The sequence below is a fragment of the Paenibacillus sp. PastM-3 genome, from assembly GCF_029893965.1.
Lineage (GTDB): Bacteria > Bacillota > Bacilli > Paenibacillales > Paenibacillaceae > Paenibacillus_AQ.
Map to the genome: position 1 here is coordinate 12,859 of NZ_JARXXP010000022.1, position 22,278 is coordinate 35,136.

Annotated in this window: 17 protein-coding genes and 1 tRNA gene; 17 read left to right on the forward strand and 1 reads right to left on the reverse strand. The window is 50.7% G+C overall.

The features are described 5' to 3' along the window. Positions 1–14: 14 nt before the first annotated feature. Positions 15–1,883, forward strand: coding sequence for a FapA family protein (locus tag M2108_RS23785; protein WP_277471939.1), 1,869 nt, complete (start codon positions 15–17; stop codon positions 1,881–1,883). Positions 1,884–2,737: 854 nt separating this feature from the next. Here M2108_RS23785 and M2108_RS23790 read toward each other — a convergent pair. Next, positions 2,738–2,811, reverse strand: a tRNA-Arg gene (locus M2108_RS23790). 217 nt (positions 2,812–3,028) lie between these two features. On the opposite strand from M2108_RS23790, the gene M2108_RS23795 reads away from it, so the two are divergent. From M2108_RS23795 to M2108_RS23870, 16 genes are all read left to right on the forward strand, one after another. Beyond that, a complete protein-coding gene (locus M2108_RS23795; RefSeq protein ID WP_277471962.1) occupies positions 3,029–3,874 on the forward strand; it encodes a hypothetical protein in 846 nt (281 codons plus the stop codon). A gap of 95 nt (positions 3,875–3,969) precedes the next feature. Continuing rightward, a complete protein-coding gene (gene tig / locus M2108_RS23800; protein ID WP_277471937.1) occupies positions 3,970–5,307 on the forward strand; it encodes a trigger factor in 1,338 nt (445 codons plus the stop codon). A 293-nt stretch (positions 5,308–5,600) separates the two neighbouring features. After that, positions 5,601–6,191: an ATP-dependent Clp endopeptidase proteolytic subunit ClpP gene (clpP, locus tag M2108_RS23805; protein ID WP_221803132.1), complete on the forward strand. Its 591-nt coding sequence runs from the start codon at positions 5,601–5,603 to the stop codon at positions 6,189–6,191. 12 nt (positions 6,192–6,203) lie between these two features. After that, a complete protein-coding gene (clpX, locus tag M2108_RS23810; RefSeq protein WP_068726859.1) occupies positions 6,204–7,460 on the forward strand; it encodes an ATP-dependent protease ATP-binding subunit ClpX in 1,257 nt (418 codons plus the stop codon). 115 nt (positions 7,461–7,575) lie between these two features. Further along, entirely contained in the window at positions 7,576–8,715 is a 1,140-nt protein-coding gene (ispG, locus tag M2108_RS23815) for a flavodoxin-dependent (E)-4-hydroxy-3-methylbut-2-enyl-diphosphate synthase (protein WP_277471935.1), read from the forward strand. Positions 8,716–8,836: 121 nt separating this feature from the next. Then, positions 8,837–9,514: a type IV toxin-antitoxin system AbiEi family antitoxin domain-containing protein gene (locus M2108_RS23820; RefSeq protein WP_346780594.1), complete on the forward strand. Its 678-nt coding sequence runs from the start codon at positions 8,837–8,839 to the stop codon at positions 9,512–9,514. A gap of 350 nt (positions 9,515–9,864) precedes the next feature. After that, positions 9,865–11,571 (forward strand): ATP-dependent protease LonB, encoded by a 1,707-nt coding sequence (gene lonB, locus M2108_RS23825; RefSeq protein ID WP_277471934.1) that lies wholly within the window; start codon positions 9,865–9,867, stop codon positions 11,569–11,571. A 301-nt stretch (positions 11,572–11,872) separates the two neighbouring features. Continuing rightward, on the forward strand, positions 11,873–12,028 hold the full coding sequence (locus tag M2108_RS23830) for a hypothetical protein (RefSeq protein WP_156123845.1): 156 nt from the start codon (positions 11,873–11,875) through the stop codon (positions 12,026–12,028). A gap of 183 nt (positions 12,029–12,211) precedes the next feature. After that, complete coding sequence (gene lon, locus M2108_RS23835; RefSeq protein ID WP_277471932.1) at positions 12,212–14,575, forward strand: endopeptidase La; 2,364 nt, start codon at positions 12,212–12,214, stop codon at positions 14,573–14,575. 14 nt (positions 14,576–14,589) lie between these two features. After that, complete coding sequence (yihA, locus tag M2108_RS23840; RefSeq protein ID WP_277471930.1) at positions 14,590–15,234, forward strand: ribosome biogenesis GTP-binding protein YihA/YsxC; 645 nt, start codon at positions 14,590–14,592, stop codon at positions 15,232–15,234. Positions 15,235–15,244: 10 nt separating this feature from the next. Beyond that, complete coding sequence (locus M2108_RS23845; protein ID WP_277471928.1) at positions 15,245–15,832, forward strand: non-ribosomal peptide synthetase module; 588 nt, start codon at positions 15,245–15,247, stop codon at positions 15,830–15,832. 102 nt (positions 15,833–15,934) lie between these two features. Beyond that, complete coding sequence (locus tag M2108_RS23850; protein ID WP_277471927.1) at positions 15,935–16,717, forward strand: tyrosine-protein phosphatase; 783 nt, start codon at positions 15,935–15,937, stop codon at positions 16,715–16,717. A gap of 134 nt (positions 16,718–16,851) precedes the next feature. Then, positions 16,852–18,834 (forward strand): S-layer homology domain-containing protein, encoded by a 1,983-nt coding sequence (locus M2108_RS23855; RefSeq protein WP_277471926.1) that lies wholly within the window; start codon positions 16,852–16,854, stop codon positions 18,832–18,834. Positions 18,835–18,937: 103 nt separating this feature from the next. Then, the gene (locus tag M2108_RS23860) at positions 18,938–19,717 is read left to right on the forward strand and encodes a YveK family protein (RefSeq protein ID WP_277471923.1); all 780 of its coding nucleotides are present in this window, start codon (positions 18,938–18,940) and stop codon (positions 19,715–19,717) included. Continuing rightward, positions 19,698–20,384, forward strand: a complete 687-nt coding sequence (locus M2108_RS23865) for a CpsD/CapB family tyrosine-protein kinase (protein WP_277471921.1) — start codon at positions 19,698–19,700, stop codon at positions 20,382–20,384. Before M2108_RS23860 ends, M2108_RS23865 begins: the two co-directional genes overlap by 20 nt. 43 nt (positions 20,385–20,427) lie before the next feature. Next, on the forward strand, positions 20,428–22,260 hold the full coding sequence (locus tag M2108_RS23870; RefSeq protein WP_277471920.1) for a polysaccharide biosynthesis protein: 1,833 nt from the start codon (positions 20,428–20,430) through the stop codon (positions 22,258–22,260). The last annotated feature ends 18 nt before the right edge of the window (positions 22,261–22,278 follow it).

Genomic DNA, 22,278 nt, shown 5'->3' on the forward strand with positions numbered 1-22,278 from the left:
GGAGGTACAGCACGATGCCAGAACGCATGAGTGAGCAGGAGCTGAACAAGCTGATCAACATGCTGGAGCTTTCCGAGCAATGGGATGAGGATGAGCTGGATCAGGCTTTTATAGATCATGAAGCTGAAAGTGATCTCGGAGGGCGCGTGCTCGTCCGGGCAGGTAAAATCTTCGTCCAGGACCCGCTGCCCGGCGGCAGTCCGGCAGTCATCTCGGCTGCTGCGCCGGTTGTAGTCCGCGTTAACGGGCAGCCGATCACCGGTCCGACCGAGGTAACCTCAACAGATAAGATAGAATGGTCGATTACGGAACCTCCGCTGTACACAATTCATGTATCGGAGGATCATTTGCAGGCTTTTTTCACCCTGTATTCAACGCGGCGGTATCAGTGGAAGCTGAATGACTATTATTCTTCCAGTATGGTTGAAGTAGAAGCGGCGATGGACACGGATACGGTAATCGGGCTGCTGGGGCTCAATGAAATCATCGCCGATTTCGAGCAGCAGGGCATTAGGCAGAACCTGAACATTGCCGCCATTCACGCCGAGCTGCAAAACCCCACGTACCAGCCGATTACAGCGGCCAAGGGGCGGGCGGCGGTTCCGGGGGAGAATGCAACGCTTGAGCTGTTTTTTTCGGAAACCATTGAGAATGAATTCAGCGAAATAGAGGGACAGATAGACTTCCGCAGCCATCTCCGGATTCCGTCTGTGGTCAGAGGCCAGGTGATTGCCCGCAAAATCCCTTACATTGAAGGGATCCCCGGCTGTGACGTGTACGGGGCAATTCTGTATCCGCCCCTCCCGGGCGATATTACGATCGTTGCCAAGAATAACACGGTGATGCTGATCAACAATGAGATCCGTGCGCTGCGGGAAGGCCGTCCCCGTGTTACCGGGGAGAAGGTCAAATATTTTGACATTACGACTACTTATACAGTTCCGGGCAACGTCAGCATCAAAACGGGGAATATTATCTTTTCCGGCGATGTACTGGTACGGGGGAATGTCGAAGACAATATGATTATTGAATCGCTCGGTAATGTCTACGTGGAAGGCAGCATTTACAACTCCACCATTACAGCAACCGGCAGTATCGTCGTCAAGGGGAATGTTATCAACAGCAACCTGTATTCCGGCTATTTCGGCGTGATGTATAACCGGATTTTTAACTGCTCGAAGCTGCTGATTGAGGAGGCTGTCCTGCTCAAAAAAGCGGTCCGCCTGCTGATCCAGGCCGTCCAGTCCCGCAAGCAGAGCGTAAAATACGGCCAGGCGGTGCTGCTGCTGATGGAGAGCAAATTTCAAAAGATTCCCCGGCTGATCAAGGAGCTGCTCTCCTTGCTGGAGATGGTCCAGGGGTCCTATCACGAGGATCTGGACCAGACGCTGCATTTCCTGAATCTGATGCTGAAGCCGGTGCAGCTGGTTGACTTCTTGAACGAGGCTTCGCTGAACGGTGTAATCGGCATAATCGAAGAGCTGCATGCAGGCGTGGCCCGGATGCAGGAGAACAAGGTGGAGGTCAACATCGGCAGATGCCAGAACAGCACTGTTAAGTCTAACGGCGACATCAACATCCACAGGGACGGGATCGTGCAGAGTGAGCTGTTCTCCTCCGGCAATATCATCTTCCGCAAGATGTTCGCGGTGTGCCGGGGCTCAAAGCTGGAGGCGGGCGGCAGAATCAGTGCGTACTATGTCGGCAGCGAGAGCGGGGCGCAGTCCTACCTGAAGGCCAAGCACAGCATAACTGTACGCAAAATCTACACCGGCCGCATCACCATCGACAAATACACCACTGACATTACTGCTCCGCTGGAAAATATGACGTTTGACCTTGAGAACATCCGTACGGTCAAGCTGCAGATGGATTCGGAGTAACGCCGTGTTATTAGGAGCTTGTGCAGAGTGGTATGGCTAATGCGACCCGTGAGTATTGTATAGAGTAGTCTGCAAAAGCATCCGGTGAGCTTTGCAGGCGGGGAGTCGGGCTGGTGCTTGTGCGCTAAATGCCTCAAGTTGTTTTGGCCGGACGGACTCAGCAGTCCGGTCCGAACCTACGCCCGATGTCTAACGGACTCAGGAGACGCTACTAGTTTGTTTTAATGCGTCTCCACCGTTTAACGGACCCAGCTGCCGTTATTGATGCGACCGGGCAGCGAATGGCGCCTTTTGGAGCAGAATAACGGCTGTGGAGTCCGTTAGAGTTGGATTAAGCGGAAAATCAGCCAAATAGTGTCATCTGTGTCCGTTAAAAGTTACAGTGGTATTGTTCTGGTTGAGCTCAGACATATAGTGACATGTTCCGTCGTTCCATATTCCGCTATTATCGCTGTAACAAGCATCGCCGGCTCCTGGAGCTTCGAGTAGTCTCGCCTCCGGACAATGGCGCGCATCCCCCTGTAACGCAAAAACAGCCTTCCCGAAGGGAGGCTGTAATGCTTGTTACGTCCCGGAAGGGATGCAGCCCTGCAGGCTGATTGCGAAGCAGGTGCTAACGAAGCGGATGCTCCAACGTCCCCCAGACTGGGGTTCTCATCCCGCCGGAACGCAAAAACAGCCTTCCCGAAGGAAGGCTGTAATGCTTGTTACGTCCCGGAAGGGATGCAGCCCATCCGGGCTGATTGCGAAGCAGGTGCTAACGAAGTGTATGCTCCAACGTCCCCCAGACTGGGGTTCTCATCCCGCCGGAACGCAAAAACAGCCTTCCCGAAGGAAGGCTGTAATGCTTGTTACGTCCCGGAAGGGATTCGAACCCCCGACCGTGCGCTTAGAAGGCGCATGCTCTATCCGGCTGAGCTACCGGGACACGGACACTCAAAAGCAAGCAAAAATTATGTTATCATAGATGAATAATTTTTTCAACTTGTTTTTTTGAATGCGTGGCAGGATATGCTATAATCTACAATTGATCATGGATCGGATAAAAAGGAGGTGCCCTCATTAATCAATTCAATTCCCCTGCCAAAGAGAATGTCGTGCTGTTTCCGAAGACACTGGATTATTACCAGATCCAGCTTACGGTAATGCTGGAGAGTGAACGCTACGGGGAAGCGATGGAACTGCTGCGGTTTCTGCTGCAATGCCAGGGACAGGAAGAGCGGCACTACGAGGAATGGCAGTCATTGCTGGACTGGCTGGAGGCGGCGTTTCCATATGATGCGGGAAGCACAGAGGCGGACCGTGCCGCTTCGAGCGAGGAGCAGGATCTGAAAGAAGAGGATATGGCCCGTATTTTGGCAAAAGCCAAGCTTGAAGAGGATGCGGGTTACCCGGACAAGCTGCTGCGCAAGGTGATGAATGAGCCGCTGTCGGAGGGAACCATTCTGGCGCTGGAGCATCTCTCGTATCTGGAGGGCGGCAGTGTGGATGAGACGCTGACAACCTGGCTGCAAAAGACCCCCGTGCATCCGCTCCTGCAGTTCCGGGCGCTGCAGACACTTAAGAAGCGCGGCGTACAGGGAGTCATCCGGCTGGCACGCGGCAGCGAGCTGGCGCAGATCGAGATTGAAGCGGTCCCGCTGCAGAATGAGGATTTCCCGCCGCAGGTTGCCCAGGTTATGGAACGGGTAGCCGAGCAGGCGGAGGTGCATGAGCCTACACTGTATTATTTTGCACAGGAGCTCTGGGGACAGTTTATTATGTCGATTTATGGATCAGGCGAATATCGTAAATTGCTGGATGGCGGGGATGAGCTGCTTGATATCTGGGCGGGTGCGCTGCATCAGCTGGTATCAGAGAGTCTGAACGGAACCCTGCAGGAGGAGGAGGCCCGGGCCATGTACGGCATTACCGGAGGCATGCGCTTTCAATTCGAAGGGGCATACCGTTCTCTGAAAGGATTTGTTAAGAGTTCCATACTTGATAAATAAGGCGATGTTGTATATAATATAATGGTTATTCTGTGCGTGAAGATCGTAATAATCTAAGTTAACATGCAACCTATTTTTGGAGGGAAAAGTATATTATGAAAGCAACCTGGGAAAAAATAGAGAAGAACCTTGGAGTTCTTGAAGTCGAAGTAGAAGCAGAGCGCGTAGCTGCTGCCCTCGACAAAGCTTTTAATAAAGTGGTTAAGAAAGCAAACGTACCTGGCTTCCGTAAAGGTAAAGTGCCGCGGCCGATCTTTGAATCCCGTTTTGGCGTAGAGAGCCTCTACCAGGATGCAATCGACATCCTTCTTCCTGAAGTATACGGCGAAGCTGTTGAGCAGGCTGACATCTTCCCTGTTGACCGTCCTGAAGTGGACATCGAGCAATTCGCGAAAGGCCAAGCCTTCATCTTCAAAGCGAAGATCACGGTTAAGCCGGAAGTGAAGCTGGGCCAGTACAAAGGCCTGGAAGTTCCTGCCCAGAAGGCTGAAGTTACTGAAGACGAACTGAACGCTGAACTGAAACGCCTGCAGGAGCGTCACGCTGAGCTGGTTGTTGTTGAAGAAGACGCGGCAGTTAACGGCGACATCGCGGTAATCGACTTTGACGGTTCTGTTGACGGCGTTCCTTTCGAAGGCGGTTCGGCTGAGCGTCATTCCCTGGAGCTTGGCAGCAACTCCTTCATCCCTGGCTTTGAAGAGCAGGTTGTTGGTATGGCTACTGGCGATTTCAAGGATGTTGAAGTTACCTTCCCTGAGAACTACCATGCAGAGAACCTTGCCGGCAAGGCTGCAGTATTCAAAGTGAAGCTGCACGAAATCAAGCGCAAACAGCTTCCTGAGCTGGATGACGAGTTCGCTAAGGATGTAAGTGAATTCGACACACTGGAAGAATACAAAGCAGACCTGAAGGCAACGCTTGAATCCCGCAAGCAGGATGAACTCAAAGGCGTACGCGAAAATGCGGTAGTTGACGCAGCAGCAGCCAACGCTGAAGTTGAAATTCCTGAAGCGATGATCAATAGCGAAGTAGCGAACATGGTTCGTGATTTCGACAACCGTCTTCGTCAGCAGGGCATGAACATGGACATGTTCCTCAGCTTCTCCGGCCAGACCCGTGAAGATCTTGAAAACCAGATGAAGGGCGATGCCGAGAAGCGCGTCCGCAACAACCTGGTTCTTGAAGTGATCGCGAAGGAAGAGAACATCGAGGTTACCGAAGAAGAAGTAACCCAGGAGCTTGCTAATATGGCTGAATCCTTCAAGCGTACACCTGAAGAGATCCGCAGCATTCTGGCAGCCAACGGTTCCCTGAGCAGCCTGAACGAAGAAATCTCCCTGCGCAAAACCATCGACCTGCTTGTATCAAGCAGCGTTGAAGTTGAAGCACCTGCAGCTGAAGAAGCACCGGCTGAAGAAGCAAGCGCTGAGTAAGTTCTGCTGTAAACTCCATTTTACCTAGAGCGGCCAGGCAAGCCGGCCTCCATAATAGCAGTCAATAAGGCGCGTAAGTTCTGTTACGTGCCTTATTTTTATCGGTGGAGGGGCGTTTGTGTGTACATAACCCGAAGGCGGATTGGCATTCTGCCATGAAGTACGCTATAATGGCAGGCACGCGGTATCATGCTTTTTTTGCCGATAGTGAAAAAATGACATCCCGCCGCGAACGTGTTAAAATATTTCTGAAACGGTAAGACTAATCTGTATTGAGAAAAGAGGTTGGTGGCATGAGTCTGGTACCTATGGTTGTGGAATCAACTAATCGTGGCGAACGCTCATACGATATTTATTCCAGATTGCTTAAGGACCGCATTATCTTCCTGAGCAATGCGATTGACGATGATGTTGCCAATCTGGTCATTGCCCAGCTGCTGTTCCTGGCCGCGGATGACCCGGAAAAAGACATACACTTGTACATCAACTCGCCCGGTGGTTCTGTAACAGCCGGCATGGGTATATATGATACGATGCAATATATCAAACCGGACGTTTCAACCATTTGCGTCGGAATGGCAGCCAGCATGGGATCACTATTGCTCACAGCTGGAGCGCCAGGCAAGCGTTATGCGCTGACCAACAGCGAGGTTATGATTCATCAGCCGCTCGGCGGTGTTCAGGGGCAGGCGTCCGATATTTGGATTCATACAGACTGGATTCTCAAGACGAGACAGAAGTTGAATCAGATTTATGTGGAGCGCACAGGTCAACCCCTTGAAAAAATCGAACGGGATACGGACCGCGACAACTTCATGAGCGCGGAAGAAGCGAAGGAATACGGGCTTATTGACCAGGTACTCTCTTCACCGATCATATCTTAAAGGGGTGGTTAGATGTTTAAATTTAATGATGAAAAAGGGCAGCTGAAATGCTCCTTTTGCGGTAAGTCACAGGAGCAGGTCCGCAAGCTTGTAGCTGGACCAGGCGTTTATATATGCGACGAATGTATCGAGCTGTGCACGGAAATCGTGGAAGAGGAGCTCGGTCATGAGGAAGAGCTGGATCTTAAGGATATTCCGAAGCCGAAAGAGATCCGTGACATTCTTGACCAGTACGTAATCGGCCAGGAGCAGGCGAAGAAATCGCTCTCCGTTGCCGTATACAATCACTACAAGCGTGTCAATAGCCAGAGCAAGATTGAGGATGTTGAGCTGACCAAGAGTAATATTCTGCTGCTCGGTCCGACCGGTTCCGGTAAGACCCTGCTGGCCCAGACGATGGCCAAGATCATCAACGTTCCTTTTGCCATTGCAGACGCTACTTCCCTTACTGAAGCCGGCTATGTCGGTGAAGATGTGGAGAACATTCTGCTCAAGCTGATCCAGGCTGCAGATTACGATGTTGAGAAGGCCGAACGCGGCATTATCTATATTGACGAAATTGATAAAGTAGCCCGTAAATCCGAGAACCCGTCGATTACCCGCGACGTTTCCGGTGAAGGCGTGCAGCAGGCGCTGCTGAAGATTCTGGAAGGTACCGTCGCTTCCGTTCCTCCGCAAGGCGGACGCAAGCACCCTCACCAGGAGTTCATTCAGATCGACACGACGAACATCCTGTTCATCGTCGGCGGTGCATTTGACGGGCTGGAGCAGATGATCAAACGCCGTATCGGCAAAAAAGTCATCGGCTTCAATGCTGCAGTTGAAGGCCAGAAGGATCTGAAAGCCGGTGAATACCTGTCTATGGTATTGCCTGAAGACTTGCTGAAATTCGGACTCATCCCTGAGTTTGTAGGCCGTCTGCCGGTCATTTCCACGCTGGAGCCGCTTGACGAAACAACCTTGGTACGCATTCTCTCTGAACCTAAGAATGCATTGACCAAGCAGTACATCAAGCTGCTGGAGATGGACAATGTGGCGCTGAAGTTTGAACCGCAGGCCCTTGAAGCTATTGCCAAGGAAGCGATCAAACGCAACACAGGTGCCCGCGGTCTGCGTGCCATCATTGAGAGCATCATGCTCGATGTGATGTACGAGGTTCCGTCACGCGACGATATCAAGGATTGCGTGATTACGGAGCAGGTTGTCCAGGAGAAAGCACTGCCTGAGCTGGGCATCAAGAAAGACAAAAAGAAAGAGGAAAGCGCCTAAGAGCCGCTAGCCTTACAATAAACCACATCACAGCCTCCACCGTTCTCCCGCTTATCCCGCTTCACGGCGGAGCGGGAGGGGTGGAGCTTTGACCGTTATGGGGGAGAGAGAAACCATGTTCTTGAGACACCAGACCCGGCCCGTCAATGTCGGCGGCGTAATTATCGGGGGTAACAACGAGGTTGCTATTCAAAGCATGTGTACGACCAAGACCGCTGACGTAGAAGCTACAGTGGCTGAAATTCTGCGTCTGGAAGAAGCAGGCTGCCAGATCGTGCGCGTAACCGTCAACAATGAAGAAGCGGCTGCAGCGATCAAAGAGATCAAGAAGCGGATTCATATTCCGCTTGTTGCGGATATTCATTTTAACTATAAGCTGGCGCTGCTGGCGATTGAGAACGGTATCGATAAGGTACGGATCAATCCCGGCAATATCGGCCGCCGTGACAAGGTGGAAGCGGTAGTCAAAGCTTGCAAGGACAAAGGCATTCCCATCCGGATCGGGGTTAATGCAGGTTCCCTGGAGACACATCTCCTGGAGAAATACGGTTATCCGACACCGGAAGCAATGGTAGAAAGTGCTTTGTATCATATCGGTATTCTGGAAGAGCTTGATTTCCATGATATTATCGTCTCGCTGAAGGCTTCGGATGTTCCTATGGCCATTGAAGCTTACCGCAAGGCGGCAGAGGTCATCCCTTATCCGCTGCATCTCGGGATTACCGAGTCTGGCACATTGTTTGCCGGAACGGTGAAGAGCTCGGCGGGGATCGGTGCGTTGCTCTCGATGGGCATCGGCAGCACCGTCCGTATCTCGCTTAGTGCTGACCCGGTAGAAGAGGTTAAGGTGGCGCGTGAGCTGCTCAAGACCTTTGGCCTGATCTCCAATGCGGCTACGCTAATCTCCTGCCCGACCTGCGGACGTCTGGATATTGACCTCTTTTCCATCGCGAATGAAGTGGAAGAGTACATTTCCAAGCTGAAGGTGCCGATCAAGGTGTCGGTGCTGGGCTGTGCCGTTAACGGTCCCGGAGAAGCGCGTGAAGCAGACATCGGCATTGCCGGTGCCCGCGGTGAAGGACTGCTGTTCCGTTACGGCCAGATGATCCGCAAGGTGCCTGAAGCCGAGCTGGTATCCGAGCTGAAGAAGGAAATTGACGTCATCGTTGAGCATTTTGAACGGACAGGCGAAATTCCGGGGCGTAAGCATGCCAATCTGGCGCCGGCTGTGCAGCCGGTAAGCCCGGAAGCTTAATTGAACTTATTATACCTTAAAGAAGTGACGGAGAACGTTCCTTTCACCCCGGTTGACCGGTGGTGAACGGGGCGTTTTTTTTTGTTGTTTTACAGAGAATCAGTCTATGGAGGATGGGAAGATGAATTTGAATTATAAGCAAGCACATGGGGAGTTTATGCAGCTTCATCTGGAGTGCAGATCCGGGGAACGCAGGGGAAGGCTCGAGCGGGGACACCGGCATGCAGAAGAATTGTTTTTACGTAATGTATGGTGGCCGCTTCGCGGTGGTTTCGCAGATCTTCATCCGGAGTACGAAGTGCTTGATTGGCGTGGACGTTCGTACTTTGCTGATTTTGCTTTTTTGCCGGGTCATTTCAAGCTCCTCTTGGAGATCAAGGGATATGGCGCTCATGTAAAGGATATGGATCGGCAGAAGTACAGCAACGAGCTGAATCGTGAAACTTTTTTGTGTGCGATGGGTTACCAGGTGATTTCCTTTGCTTACAACGATGTGGAGCAGCGTCCTGATTTGTGTATGACATTAATGCGCATGGTGCTCGGCAGATATATGACGGCAGCTGTGCCGGAAGGAAAAACGCTGCTGGCAGAAAGAGAAGTCATCCGATTCGTCATACGTCAGGCCGGACCGGTACGTCCACAGGACATCGCTAAATATTTCGGGCTTGATCCCAAAACGGCCAGGCAAATGTTATACAAATTATGCGATAAAGGCTGGCTTAGTCCGGTAAAACGTGGTGATGGCATCCGTAAAGTAAGGTATGAGCTGGCGCGTGATGTGCTAAATTATTGGGAATGAGGCTTTACTGGGGCTGTGGACAGAGTGAAAAGATATAGCGGGAAATAGTCGCTTTAATCTTGTTGCAATTCTGTTTAAATTACGGATAGCGGGAAATTCTCCCGGTAATTTCATGAGAAAGTTCAAATACAGCCATTTGTTCAACATTATAGGGCGAAACTCCCTCTAATTAAGCTATGGGTCGCTATATGGGCAAATTAGAGGGTGTTATTCCCGCTAGAGTGCGAAGAATGGCCAAACTTTCATAAATACGGCCTTACGGCGTTTACTAATTTCTGAAACGGCTATACTACCTAGTAGCAGCCAATTGGGCCGAACAGATAGACATGAATGAAACAGGAGGGTGACCTATGGAATTAGGTATATTGCTGATGATCGTGCAGCTCTTTTTCGCGCTGGTTATCGGCGTTTATTTTTGGAATCTGCTGCGTGGACAAAAGACCAACAAAACCGCGGTGGACCGGGAGTCACGCAAGGAGCTGGATAAGCTGCGGAAAATGCGGATGATCTCCCTGACCAAGCCGCTCTCGGAGAAGACGCGTCCGGCCTCAATCGGAGATATTGTCGGGCAGAAGGACGGTCTGCGCGCGCTCAAAGCGGCGCTCTGCAGCGCGAATCCCCAGCACGTGATCATTTACGGGCCGCCGGGAGTCGGCAAGACTGCGGCAGCCCGGGTGGTCATGGAAGAGGCGAAGAAGAACGCGCTCTCTCCCTTTAAGCATGATGCGAAGTTTACAGAGATTGATGCGACTACGGCGCGTTTTGACGAGCGGGGGATTGCCGATCCGCTGATCGGTTCTGTGCATGACCCGATTTATCAGGGTGCCGGAGCGATGGGGATTGCCGGAGTGCCGCAGCCCAAGCCGGGAGCAGTGACGAAGGCACACGGGGGCATCCTGTTCCTCGATGAGATCGGCGAGCTGCATCCCATTCAGATGAACAAGCTGCTCAAGGTGCTGGAGGACCGCAAGGTGCTGCTGGAGAGTGCCTACTATAACTCGGAGGACAGCAACACGCCGGCTTATATTCATGACATTTTCCAGAATGGCCTGCCCGCCGATTTCCGGCTGGTTGGAGCGACTACACGCTCACCGGATGAAATTTCGCCTGCCTTACGCTCACGCTGCATGGAGATTTATTTCCGGCCGCTGCTGCCGGAGGAGATTGAGGTCATTGCCAGGGATGCCATCCAGAAGATCGGCCTGAAGCCGAGTCCGGAAGCGGTGGCTGTAGTCCAGCAGTACGCGACTAACGGCCGTGAAGCCGTGAACATGATCCAGCTGGCGGCCGGCCTTGCGCTGACCGAGCAGCGGGATACGCTGAGCGCGGCGGAAGTGGAGTGGGTAGCAGGCAGCAGCCAGCTGCCGCTGCGCACCGAGCGCAAAATCCCGACCTCCCCGCAGATCGGGCTGGTCAACGGGCTCGCCGTCTATGGGCCCGGCATGGGCACACTGCTGGAGATTGAGGTATCTGCCGCACTGGCGAAGAGCGGGCAGGGTCGGCTGAACATCACCGGCGTAGTCGATGAAGAAGAGATTGGCGGCGGCTCCCGGACGATCCGCCGCAAGAGTATGGCCAAGGGCTCTGTCGAGAACGTGCTCACCGTGCTGCGCATGATGAACCTGGAGCCGGACCGGTATGACCTGCATGTGAACTTTCCCGGCGGCACGCCGATTGACGGCCCGTCTGCCGGTGTAGCGATGGCTGTTGCCATCGTCTCCGCCATCCGCCAGCTGCCGGTAGATAATACCGTCGCCATCACCGGCGAGATTGGCATCCATGGCCGCGTGAAGCCGGTCGGCGGCGTCATCGCCAAGGTCGAAGCCGCCTTCCAGGCCGGCGCGACCACTGTCTTTATCCCGAAGGATAACTGGCAGTCCTTGTTCGCCGATGTTGCACCGCTTCAGGTCATCCCCGTCGATACCGTCGACGAGGTCTTCCGTCACCTGTTCGGCTCCGGCACCGCTGACATCCGCCTGCCGGCAGTATCGGGCGAGACGTTCTCCTCGGCTTCGCTGCTCAAGGCGGATGCTGCGGGGGAAGGTGCGCAGGCGTAAGCTCGAAGGGATATGGAGGCTGTCTCTCAGAGGCAGCCTTATTTGTATGTAGCAACAAATCTCACTTACATAATTGGTAATTTTCAGGTATTATATTAAGATGTTGTGAAATTACTGAATAGGAGTCCGCAATGCTGAACAAGCCGTTACATAGAAAGTATATTATAGCTCTCCTGATTATCCTGCTGTTTCTTTTTTCTTTCCTGCTGCCGGTTAAGGCGAATATTCTTGGATAGTTCGCTTAATCCCTCATAGAATTGGTTAATAATCAATACTAACAATTCAGCAAAGGGGGATGCTCATGCTACACGAATGGAGACGCAAGTGGAATGACTTTCTGGCCGGGTACTATGAAACTCTTTATGCCGATTGCCTCGTTCCCGCCAAAAGAGAAGAGCTGCTGTTGAAAGCCCGCGAGCATTCATACAGATCCTATAGATTGAGCCGGACGCCGTGAGGCGTCTTTTTTAATCTTGGGAACTTGGACATATTCTATAATAAAAGCACTAATAATACATAACGAATGTCCTGTACAAAAAAAGGACTGCTGCTTAACGTGCTGCCAGTTGGTGTTTTCAACCTGCTTTTGTTAAAATGATCTATATGACATAACTTGAGAACCATGGGAGGTGCGAAAGCGATGATGCCGAACAAATCCAAAGGTCGTCGTTTTCCTTTATTACCGCTTAGAGGTCTTCTTGTGTACCCTAGCATGGTTCTGCACCTTGATGTAGGGCGCGAGAAGTCCGTTCGTGCACTGGAAAAAGCTATGGTTGAAGATAACCTGATTCTCCTCTGCTCCCAGTCAGAAGTGAATATTGAGGAGCCTGGACAAGAAGATATTTTTCGGGTCGGTACTGTCGCCAATGTGCGGCAGATGCTGAAGCTTCCGAACGGCACGATCCGTGTGCTGGTTGAAGGAGTGGAACGGGCCGAAATTATTCATTATACGGATAATGAGGAGTTTTATGAGGTTATGGCGCGCGAGCTGCCGGAGCAGGAGGATGTCGATCAGGAGAGCGACGCCTTGATGCGCACGGTGCTTAGCCAATTCGAGCATTATATTACGTTGTCCAAGAAGGTCACTCCAGAGACCCTTGCGGCTGTCTCCGATATTGAAGAACCGGGACGTCTGGCTGATGTCATTACAAGCCACCTGGCGCTGAAGATCAAGGATAAGCAGGAGATTCTGGAGACCATCGATGTCAGCAAACGTCTGGAGAAGCTGCTCGATATTCTTAATAATGAGCGTGAAGTGCTGGAGCTTGAGCGTAAGATCAACCAGCGTGTGAAGAAGCAGATGGAGAAGACCCAGAAGGAATATTACCTCCGCGAACAGATGAAAGCGATCCAGAAGGAGCTCGGTGAGAAGGAAGGCCGGGCCGGTGAAGCCGAAGAGCTGCGCTCGCAAATGCAGGAGAAGAACCTGCCGGAGCGGGTGCAGGAGAAGATCGAGAAGGAAATCGACCGTCTGGAGAAAATGCCTGCAAGCTCAGCCGAAGGCAGCGTTATCCGCAACTACGTGGATTGGCTGCTTGGTCTGCCTTGGAGCGAAGAGACGGAAGACGATCTGGATATTCAAAAAGCGGAACAGGTGCTCGATGCGGATCACTACGGTCTGGAGAAACCTAAGGAACGTGTCCTGGAATATCTGGCCGTGCAGAAGCTGGTTAAGGAGCTGAAAGGACCGATTCTCTGTCTGGTAGGGCCTCCTGGCGTTGGTAAAACCTCATTGGCACGCTCCATCGCCCGTTCGCTGAACCGCAAGTTCGTCCGCATTTCGCTGGGCGGTGTGCGTGACGAAGCCGAGATCCGCGGCCACCGCCGTACTTATGTCGGCGCCATGCCGGGCCGGATCATTCAGGGGATGAAGACAGCAGGAAGCCTTAATCCGGTCTTCCTGCTCGATGAAATCGACAAGATGGCTTCTGACTTCCGCGGAGATCCTTCCGCAGCCTTGCTGGAAGTACTCGATCCGGAACAGAACAATACGTTCAGCGACCACTTTGTAGAGCTGCCGTTTGATCTTTCGAAGGTTATGTTCGTAACCACAGCGAATGTGGTACACAACATTCCCCGCCCGCTGCTCGACCGGATGGAGATGCTGTATATTCCCGGCTACACGGAGCTTGAGAAGCTGCAGATTGCCAGCCGCTACCTGCTGCCGAAGCAGCGTAAGAATCACGGTCTTGAGGACGCACAGCTCGTAATTGAGGACGACACGTTGCTGAAGATTGTCCGCGAATACACGCGGGAATCCGGCGTGCGTAATCTGGAGCAGCAGATTGCCGCACTCTGCCGTAAGGCGGCGAAGCAGATTGTATCCAGTGAGCAGGAGCAGGTTACGATCCTTCCTGGGGAAGTTAAAGAATATCTGGGTGAATCCAAATACCGCTATGGAATGGCTGAACTGGAGGATCAGATTGGTACAGTAACCGGACTGGCGTGGACTGAAGTCGGCGGCGATACACTGCTGATTGAAGTAACAGTGGTTCAGGGTACCGGCAAGCTCACGCTTACCGGTAAATTGGGCGATGTCATGAAGGAATCCGCTCAGGCTGCCTTCAGCTACACCCGTTCCAAAGCAGAGGAGCTGGGACTCGCCCCGGACTTCCACGAGAAGAATGATATTCACATTCATATACCTGAAGGTGCCATACCGAAGGATGGCCCGTCAGCCGGCATTACGATTGCTACCGCGCTCATCTCAGCACTCACCAGACGTTATGTCTCCAAGGATGTAGCGATGACAGGTGAAATTACGCTCCGCGGACGTGTCCTGCCGATCGGCGGACTCAAAGAGAAATCACTGGCTGCCCACCGGGCCGGCTACACAAAAATTCTGCTGCCTAAAGACAACGAACGCGACCTCAAGGATATTCCTGAGAGCGTACGTAATGACGTGGAGTTTATACCAGTGTCCCATATGGATCAGGTACTCCAGCATGCGCTCGTAGACCAGCAGGCAGATGTCAGCAGTAAAGCGCCGAGTAGTGTGCATTAGAAAGGAAGTTCCATTTGAAAGTTAACAACGCCGAATTTATCATCAGCGCCGTAGGCCCTGATCAATACCCAACGGACGCCTTGCCGGAGATTGCTCTGGCAGGGCGCTCCAACGTCGGGAAGTCTTCTCTGATCAACCGTATGATCAACCGCAAGAATTTGGCCCGTACCAGTTCTACGCCGGGTAAGACACAGCATATGAACTATTACCGGGTTAATCAGGATATGTATTTTGTCGATTTTCCGGGATACGGTTATGCCAAGGTATCCAAGACACAGCGGGCCTCATGGGGCAAAATGGTTGAGAAATACATGGAGGAGCGTGAGACGCTGAAGCTTATCCTGCTTGTAGTGGATCTGCGCCATCCGCCCACAAGTAATGATAAAATGATGTTTGACTGGCTCAAGCATTACGATCTGCCGCTCTGTGTGGTAGCAACCAAGGCAGACAAGATTCCCAAGACACGCTGGCCGAAGCATATTAAGATCATGAAGCAGGAGCTCGGCGTGCTGCCTGGAGATCATTTCATTCCGTTCTCATCCGAGCTGGGACTTGGCCGTGAGGAGCTGTGGGCTCTAATTGAGGATTACAGCAGATTTAATGAAGCAGATCAGCAGCCAGAAGAAGCAGTGGAACAGGAGGAGCTATCACAAGAATAGAGGGATGGTTATGGCTCAGCGATTGGCAACAGAATATGTAAATGCGACTTTGCAGATGACAGAATTTCAGATGAACCAGTTTCTGCTCACAGCCGATACCTGCTATATCAGCCACCGGGTCAAGGTCGCCGGGGGCGGGGAGCAGGTCATTGTTCTTGAGGAAGCCGGGGGTGAGGAAGTACGCCTCACAGTTGAGAATAAGCGGGGGATCTACATCTGTTCGCTATCCTGCCGTGTGGTCAATTCGCATCTCAATAATGCTGTCCGCAAGCTGTTCGTCACCTATAAAGGGACCGGGACTGTGAATAGAATCTATAAAGGTTTTACTATGGTCTATTATTATGAGCGCGGCTCCGTGCGCCGGATTTCGGAATTGACGGATTCGGGGAGTAAACTAATCTATCAGCACAAGCATTCCCTTTCAGAAATAATAAATGTATATAAATCAGATGCTGTAGAGCGGGAGATTGCGGAGCTGCGCCGCAAGGCTGACAGATTGCTGGATTTACGCAATGATGCACAGTCTGCCAAGGAATGCAGTGAGATTGATAAAGAGCTTGCGGCGATAGCCAAAGTCATGTTTTTCCTGGAAGCTTAAGCTTGAACAAAGTGCATTTTTAACAATCATTTCCTAGTGAAATGGTTGTATTTTTTTGACGAATCTATTCAAATCAACTGGAAAAGGGCCGATAAATAGTATATGATAGATATCCATAGCCACATTTTGCCTTTTATGGATGACGGTGCTGCCGACTGGGAAGCGGCCCTCTCCATGGCACAGGATGCCGTACAGGATGGCATTTCTACTGTTGTTGCCACGCCGCATCATGCTAACGGAGTATATATGAATCCCGCCCCGGCCATTGGACAAGCGGTAGAACTGCTGAATGATAGAATCAAGCAGGCTGAACTTCCGCTGCTTGTACTTCCCGGTCAGGAGATCCGTGTCTACGGGGATCTGCTGAATGATCTGGAGCAGGGTGAACTGCTGACGCTGGCAAATACGAGATACATTCTGCTGGAAATGCCTTCTTCACGTGTGCCGCGCACTATGGAGGAGACCTGCCACGAGCTGGTGATTCAGGGCTTCGTTCCGGTTATCGCCCATCCGGAGCGCAACGCTGAGATTGCCAGTAACCCCGTCAAGCTTGAGAGATTGATAGAGCTGGGGGCAGTGGGTCAGGTGACCGCCCAGAGTCTGGCCGGAACATTTGGAAGCAAGCTGCAGAAGCTGTCTATCGATCTGTGCCGCAGGAACGCGATTCATGTTATCGCATCGGATGCACACGATAACAGTCATCGTCCGTTCGGACTGAGTGAAGCTTTCAAAGTTTTGGAGAAGGAACTTGGCAATGTGGCTAGCGACAATTTACGCCAAAATTCGCAGAAAATCATCGACAATGAGGAGTTAATTCGGACTATTTATAGTAATTCGGGCAAGAAGCTTCATAAAATGTTCGGATTTTTTTCTCGTAAAGGGTGACCTGACTGTAGAATGATGGTAGAATTGTTTTTACTGGGTTATTGTTACAATTATTTTGATGAGTCAGGGCGCAACTTATCTAGCATTACCGCAGTATAAGATTGTATAACTACATAAGAAGAGGTGGATGACAAGTGAGTTTGAAGAAGAAACTGGCAGTATCAACTCTAGCAGTAAGCATGGCCGCAGCATCCGTTGCAGGATTTCCATTCAGCAGTGAAGGATTGGCCAAGCACTTGAACGGTGTGGCATCAGCAGCTTCCGTATCCCACGATACTGTGAAGAACAAGATCAAGGCGATCTACTCCAACCTGACTGTAACAGAAGCAACTTACCTGAAAGCCTATTCTACTGAAGTAGCAGGCCTGAGCCAGGATAAGTTCGATGAAATTTTCGCTCCGGTTCTTGGTAAGCTTGAACTGAACAATGAGGAGAAGGCAACTTCCCTGAAATTGTTCAAGAGCGTATCCAGCGTAGTTTACAACGTATATGCCGATGATTTCGATGCGCTGAAAGAAATTCGTTACGATGTTGACAACGTTAAGCTGTTCAACAGCATTGCAGCCAAAGCCCAGGTAGAAGGTCTTACCTTCGATGATATTCTTGATTTCTTCTTCGCCACTAATGGTGTAGAAGCAGAGCTTCGCACTTTGCTGGGAAGCAAGAGCAATGCTGATCTGATTAACATCATTGCTAATCCTGAATCCCAGAAGACACTGGTTAAGGATGCTGTATATAAGGTGCTCCAGCACAAGACTGGTGCCGATGGATTGACAGTAAGTCAGGCTGTTTACAATCTGGGAATTACTGCTGATGACATCGTTAAGACATTTAATAACGTGAACACTGAGATTAAGTCTGCTAAGCAGGCAGCTCAGGCACTTGCTCTTGGTTACATCCGTGCATATCCGCTCACTACAGACGGTAATAACGGCGGCGGCGGTGGCGGCGGCGGAGTTGTTACTACACCGGTAACTTCAACTCCAGGTGTGTATGATGTTTCCAGGCTAGTAACAGTTGTTGGCAACAAAGCGACTCTTAATCTCGTAGACGCTGATGTCCTCAAAGCATTTGATGCTCTTGTAGCTGCTAACGCTGGGAAGACGGGCCTTACGCTTACCCTGGACCTTGGTACAGTGAACGCTGCGACTGTGGAAGTTCCGCTGTCCAAGGCTATTATTGAAGCTGCTAAAGCTAAAGGTATTGCTAACATTGCTATAAGCTTCAATGGTCTGACAGTAACCATTCCGGTAACCCAATTCGCTGAAGCAGTAACTTTGACAGTTACTACTGAAGCTGATACTACAGTAACTTCTATCACTACCCTGAAGCTTGCTTCCAAGGTATACTCCTTCGACTTGACAGTAGGCGGAGTAGCAACAACAACCTTCAAGCAACCATTGACAATTAAGCTTCCACTGGTTAATACAACAGGACTCGATAAAGAACTGCTGTCGGTAGCGAAGATTGTATATGGTCAACTGCAATACCACGGTGGTGTGGTGGACGGTGATTACATCGTTGAACCGCGTGATACCTTCTCTTCCTACGCAGTGGTTGAGAACAAGGTAACCTTCAGTGATATCGCAACTGTACAGGCTTGGGCTGGCAGACAGATTCAGGTTGTTGCTGCTAAGGGCGCAATTGAAGGTATCGGTTCCGGCAAGTTCGCTCCTAAGAGCAATGTAACCCGTGCTGAATTCGCGAAGATGCTGATCCGTGCACTGAACCTTGAGAACAGCACAGCCACTGAAAGCTTCAGCGATGTAGCTTCCACAGCATGGTATGCTCCATATGTTGCAGTAGCAGCTGAGAAGGGAATCATCACTGGACGTAGCGCTTCGACCTTTGATCCAAATGCAACAATCACCCGTGCTGAGATGGCGACCATGATCTCCCGTGCAGTTAAATCGCTTAACCCTGCTGCATCCACAGATGCTTCCGCACTGAGCAAGTTCTCTGATGCTGCGAAGATCAGCGCTTCCTTGAAAGACGGCGTAGCATTTGCAGCAAGCAACAACCTTGTAATCGGTAATGCAGGTAAGTTTAACCCTAACGATACAGCTACTCGTGCAGAAGCTGCAGTTATCATCTACCGTACAATTAACTTCAAGTAAGCAATAATTAAGCAAGTGGAGAGCCTCCTCTCGTCAGTATGAGAGGAGGCACTTTTTTAGCACGGATTATATCATTTTAGAAACCGCTTGGAGGGAAATTCACTTGTCAGCTCAAGAATTGGATCTGCGCGATTATTTTCAGATTGTTAAGAAGAGACTGTGGATGATTGTCAGTATTGTGGTCGTCGTATGTCTTCTTGCCGGGGTGTACAGCCTGTACATTAAGAATCCGGTATATGAAGCTTCAACCAAGATTATTGTTAATCAGACCCAACAAGTACAGACTGCAGCATCGCAGCTGGATTTGAACCAGATTAATACCAATATTCAATTGATTAACACGTATAAAGAAATTATCAAGACACCGGCTATTCTGGATGTTGTAGCCAAGAATTACCCGGAGTTTGATACTACTGCCGAAGAGTTGCTTAAGAAGGTTAATGTGAGCTCCGTCAATAATACGCAGGTGATGACACTTGTCGTTCGAGATAATTCATACCAGAGAGCAGCAGAAATTGTAAATGCGATTTCGCTAGTGTTCAAACAGGAGATCCCTTCCTTGTTCAATGTACAGAATGTATCGATCCTGAATGAGGCCAAGCTCAATCCGCCTGTCGCACCAGGGCCGGTTGAACCCAACGTCGTGATGAACATGGCTATTGCCTTTATCGTGTCGCTAATGATCGGACTTGGTATTGCCTTTCTGCTGGAGTATCTGGATGATACATTGAAGACGGAAGAGGATATCGAGAAGTACCTGGGTCTGCCGACGATTGCCATGATTACCAGACTCGGCCAGGAAGAAACGAAGACAACGGCAACACAGGCACAGACGTTATCCAGAAAGGCGGGCGAACTCGAACATGTCTCAGCAGCCAAATAAACAACGCCACCTGATTACCGTAACCAACCCGCGCTCTCCGGTATCGGAAGCGTTCCGGGCGCTGCGTACGAATATTGATTTCTCCTCTGTAGATGAACGGATTCAGATTATTATGGTTACCTCCTCCGGTCCGGAAGAAGGAAAGTCTACAGTTACAGCCAATCTTGCAGCCGCCTATGCTCAGGCTGATAAGAAAGTTCTGCTCATTGACGGTGACCTGCGGAAGCCTACGGCTCACAAGACATTCTCGCTCAGCAACCGCTATGGATTATCATCCTTGTTATCCCAGCAGTCTGAATTAAAGGATGTCATACAGGAATCAGGAGTTCCGAACCTGTCCATTATGACCTCGGGGCCGATTCCTCCGAACCCGGCCGAGATGATGGCTTCTAACCGGATGAGTATGGTTCTGCAGGAGCTTCGTCAAGAGTTCGATGTAATCATGTTCGATACTCCTCCGCTGCTGGCTGTAACGGACGCGCAGATCGTTGCCTCCAAGAGTGATGGTGTTATTATGGTTGTCAGCTACGGTAAAGTAAAACGGGATATTGCAGCGAAGGCCAAAGCAAACCTGGACAGAGTGGGCGCGAAGATGCTGGGTGTTGTTCTGAATAATGTTAAACGCAAAGCCAGCGAAGGCTACTATTATTACTACTATGGAAATTGACATTGTTCTATAGATCAAATTGTTATTTTTGGAGGCACTAAAAATGACAGCGAAAACCAGAGTGTTCGTGTTGTTCTTCATTGATCTTGCCATCATATGGTTCAGCATCGTGACATCTTACCTGTTCCGTTTCTATAGTGATATTCCTGAGGAATATATAGTGCAGATGCTGTTTTACGGAATAATCTGTACTCTTTCTTTTGGCGGCAGTCTGATTTACTTCGGGCTGTACCGCAGATTGTGGCAGTATGCCAGTATCGGTGAGATTGTATCGGTCATGAAGGCTATTGTAGTAGGGGCAGTAATCTCATACGCAGTAGCTTTTGTTATGCTTCCGTCACGTGTCCCTTTCAGTATAGAGGTGCGCTCTGTTGAGACTATTCTTCTGCTGGTGGGTGGCGTACGTCTATTCTGGAGAGTCTTCGGCAGAGGAAGATTTAACAATGTAGATACTGAGGTGCATACCTTAATTGTCGGAGCAGGGGATTGCGGAATGCTGATTGCCAGAGAGCTGATGGGCGCGTCCTTCGCCAATACTCGTCTGATTGGTTTTGTTGACGACAGTGTTGATAAACTTCATTTGAAGATCCTTGGCGTTCCGGTACTTGGAAACCGCTATGATATTCCAAGAATTGTAAAAGATCGGGGCGTTCACGAGGTTATTATCGCCATGCCATCGGTATCACGAAGTGAAATTTCCGAGATTGTCAGTCTGTCCAAAGCAACCGGAGTGAAACTTAAGATTATTCCTGCACTTAGTGATTTGATTACCGGAAAGGTATCCATCAAGAAGTTGCGCGATGTTAGTGTAGAGGACCTGCTTGGGCGTGAGCCTATCGTGGCTGACATGAACAGTATCCTTGGTTATGTACACAATAAGACGGTATTAGTTACGGGTGCCGGAGGTTCTATCGGGTCCGAACTTTGCCGCCAGATTTCACCTTTTGCACCGGACAAGCTGCTGATCCTCGGTCATGGCGAGAACAGTATTTACACAATAGAGATGGAACTCCGCAAGAGCTTCCCGGAGCTTTCGATTGTGACTGTCATTGCCGATGTACAGGATCGGACACGGATGATGGAGGTCTTCGAGAGTCATAAGCCGCAGGTTGTCTTTCACGCGGCAGCGCATAAACACGTGCCACTGATGGAGCGTAATCCTTCCGAGGCCATCAAGAATAATGTGTTCGGCACACGCAATGTGGCCGATTGCGCGGACAAGTACGGAGCCGAGCGTTTTGTACTAATTTCCTCTGACAAGGCGGTTAATCCGACCAGTGTTATGGGAGCTACGAAACGGATTGCTGAAATGTATGTACAGAGTCTCAATACAACAAGCAATACGAAGTTCTCGGCAGTACGCTTTGGTAATGTGCTGGGCAGCCGCGGCAGTGTTATCCCTGCCTTTAAGCAACAGATTGCTGCAGGCGGACCGGTAACCGTTACTCATCCGGAAATGGTGCGTTATTTCATGACGATTCCGGAAGCTGTACAGTTAGTCATTCAGTCTGGTTCATTTGCCAAAGGTGGCGAGGTGTTCGTACTGGATATGGGTGAGCCTGTAAAGATCCTGACACTTGCGGAAGACCTGATTACCCTGTCTGGCTATGAGCCTTACAAGGATATCAATATCGTCTTCTCGGGTATTCGTGAGGGTGAGAAGCTGTACGAAGAACTGCTTACAGATGAAGAAAATCTCGGTTCCACTCAGCATGACCGTATCTTTATAGGTAAACCAAATGTGATCAGTCAGAATCAGCTGGAACTGGAATTCAAGCGATTGGAGCGCGTCTTGTCTGAAGAGCCCGATGCGATCCGTGAGGTCATTAACCAGATTGTGCCAATGCAGCCGGTAGCCCAGGCGGCAATCAGCTAACTATTGTATGTGGAGGTA

Excerpts from the sequence above, each read along its gene's own strand:
- M2108_RS23785 (WP_277471939.1), top strand. The coding sequence starts at position 15 with ATGCCAGAACGCATGAGTGAGCAGGAGCTGAACAAGCTGATCAACATG.
- M2108_RS23795 (WP_277471962.1), top strand. The coding sequence starts at position 3,029 with ATGCTGGAGAGTGAACGCTACGGGGAAGCGATGGAACTGCTGCGGTTT.
- tig (WP_277471937.1), top strand. The coding sequence starts at position 3,970 with ATGAAAGCAACCTGGGAAAAAATAGAGAAGAACCTTGGAGTTCTTGAA.
- clpP (WP_221803132.1), top strand. The coding sequence starts at position 5,601 with ATGAGTCTGGTACCTATGGTTGTGGAATCAACTAATCGTGGCGAACGC.
- clpX (WP_068726859.1), top strand. The coding sequence starts at position 6,204 with ATGTTTAAATTTAATGATGAAAAAGGGCAGCTGAAATGCTCCTTTTGC.
- ispG (WP_277471935.1), top strand. The coding sequence starts at position 7,576 with ATGTTCTTGAGACACCAGACCCGGCCCGTCAATGTCGGCGGCGTAATT.
- M2108_RS23820 (WP_346780594.1), top strand. The coding sequence starts at position 8,837 with ATGAATTTGAATTATAAGCAAGCACATGGGGAGTTTATGCAGCTTCAT.
- lonB (WP_277471934.1), top strand. The coding sequence starts at position 9,865 with ATGGAATTAGGTATATTGCTGATGATCGTGCAGCTCTTTTTCGCGCTG.
- M2108_RS23830 (WP_156123845.1), top strand. The coding sequence starts at position 11,873 with ATGCTACACGAATGGAGACGCAAGTGGAATGACTTTCTGGCCGGGTAC.
- lon (WP_277471932.1), top strand. The coding sequence starts at position 12,212 with ATGATGCCGAACAAATCCAAAGGTCGTCGTTTTCCTTTATTACCGCTT.
- M2108_RS23845 (WP_277471928.1), top strand. The coding sequence starts at position 15,245 with ATGGCTCAGCGATTGGCAACAGAATATGTAAATGCGACTTTGCAGATG.
- M2108_RS23850 (WP_277471927.1), top strand. The coding sequence starts at position 15,935 with ATGATAGATATCCATAGCCACATTTTGCCTTTTATGGATGACGGTGCT.
- M2108_RS23865 (WP_277471921.1), top strand. The coding sequence starts at position 19,698 with ATGTCTCAGCAGCCAAATAAACAACGCCACCTGATTACCGTAACCAAC.
- M2108_RS23870 (WP_277471920.1), top strand. The coding sequence starts at position 20,428 with ATGACAGCGAAAACCAGAGTGTTCGTGTTGTTCTTCATTGATCTTGCC.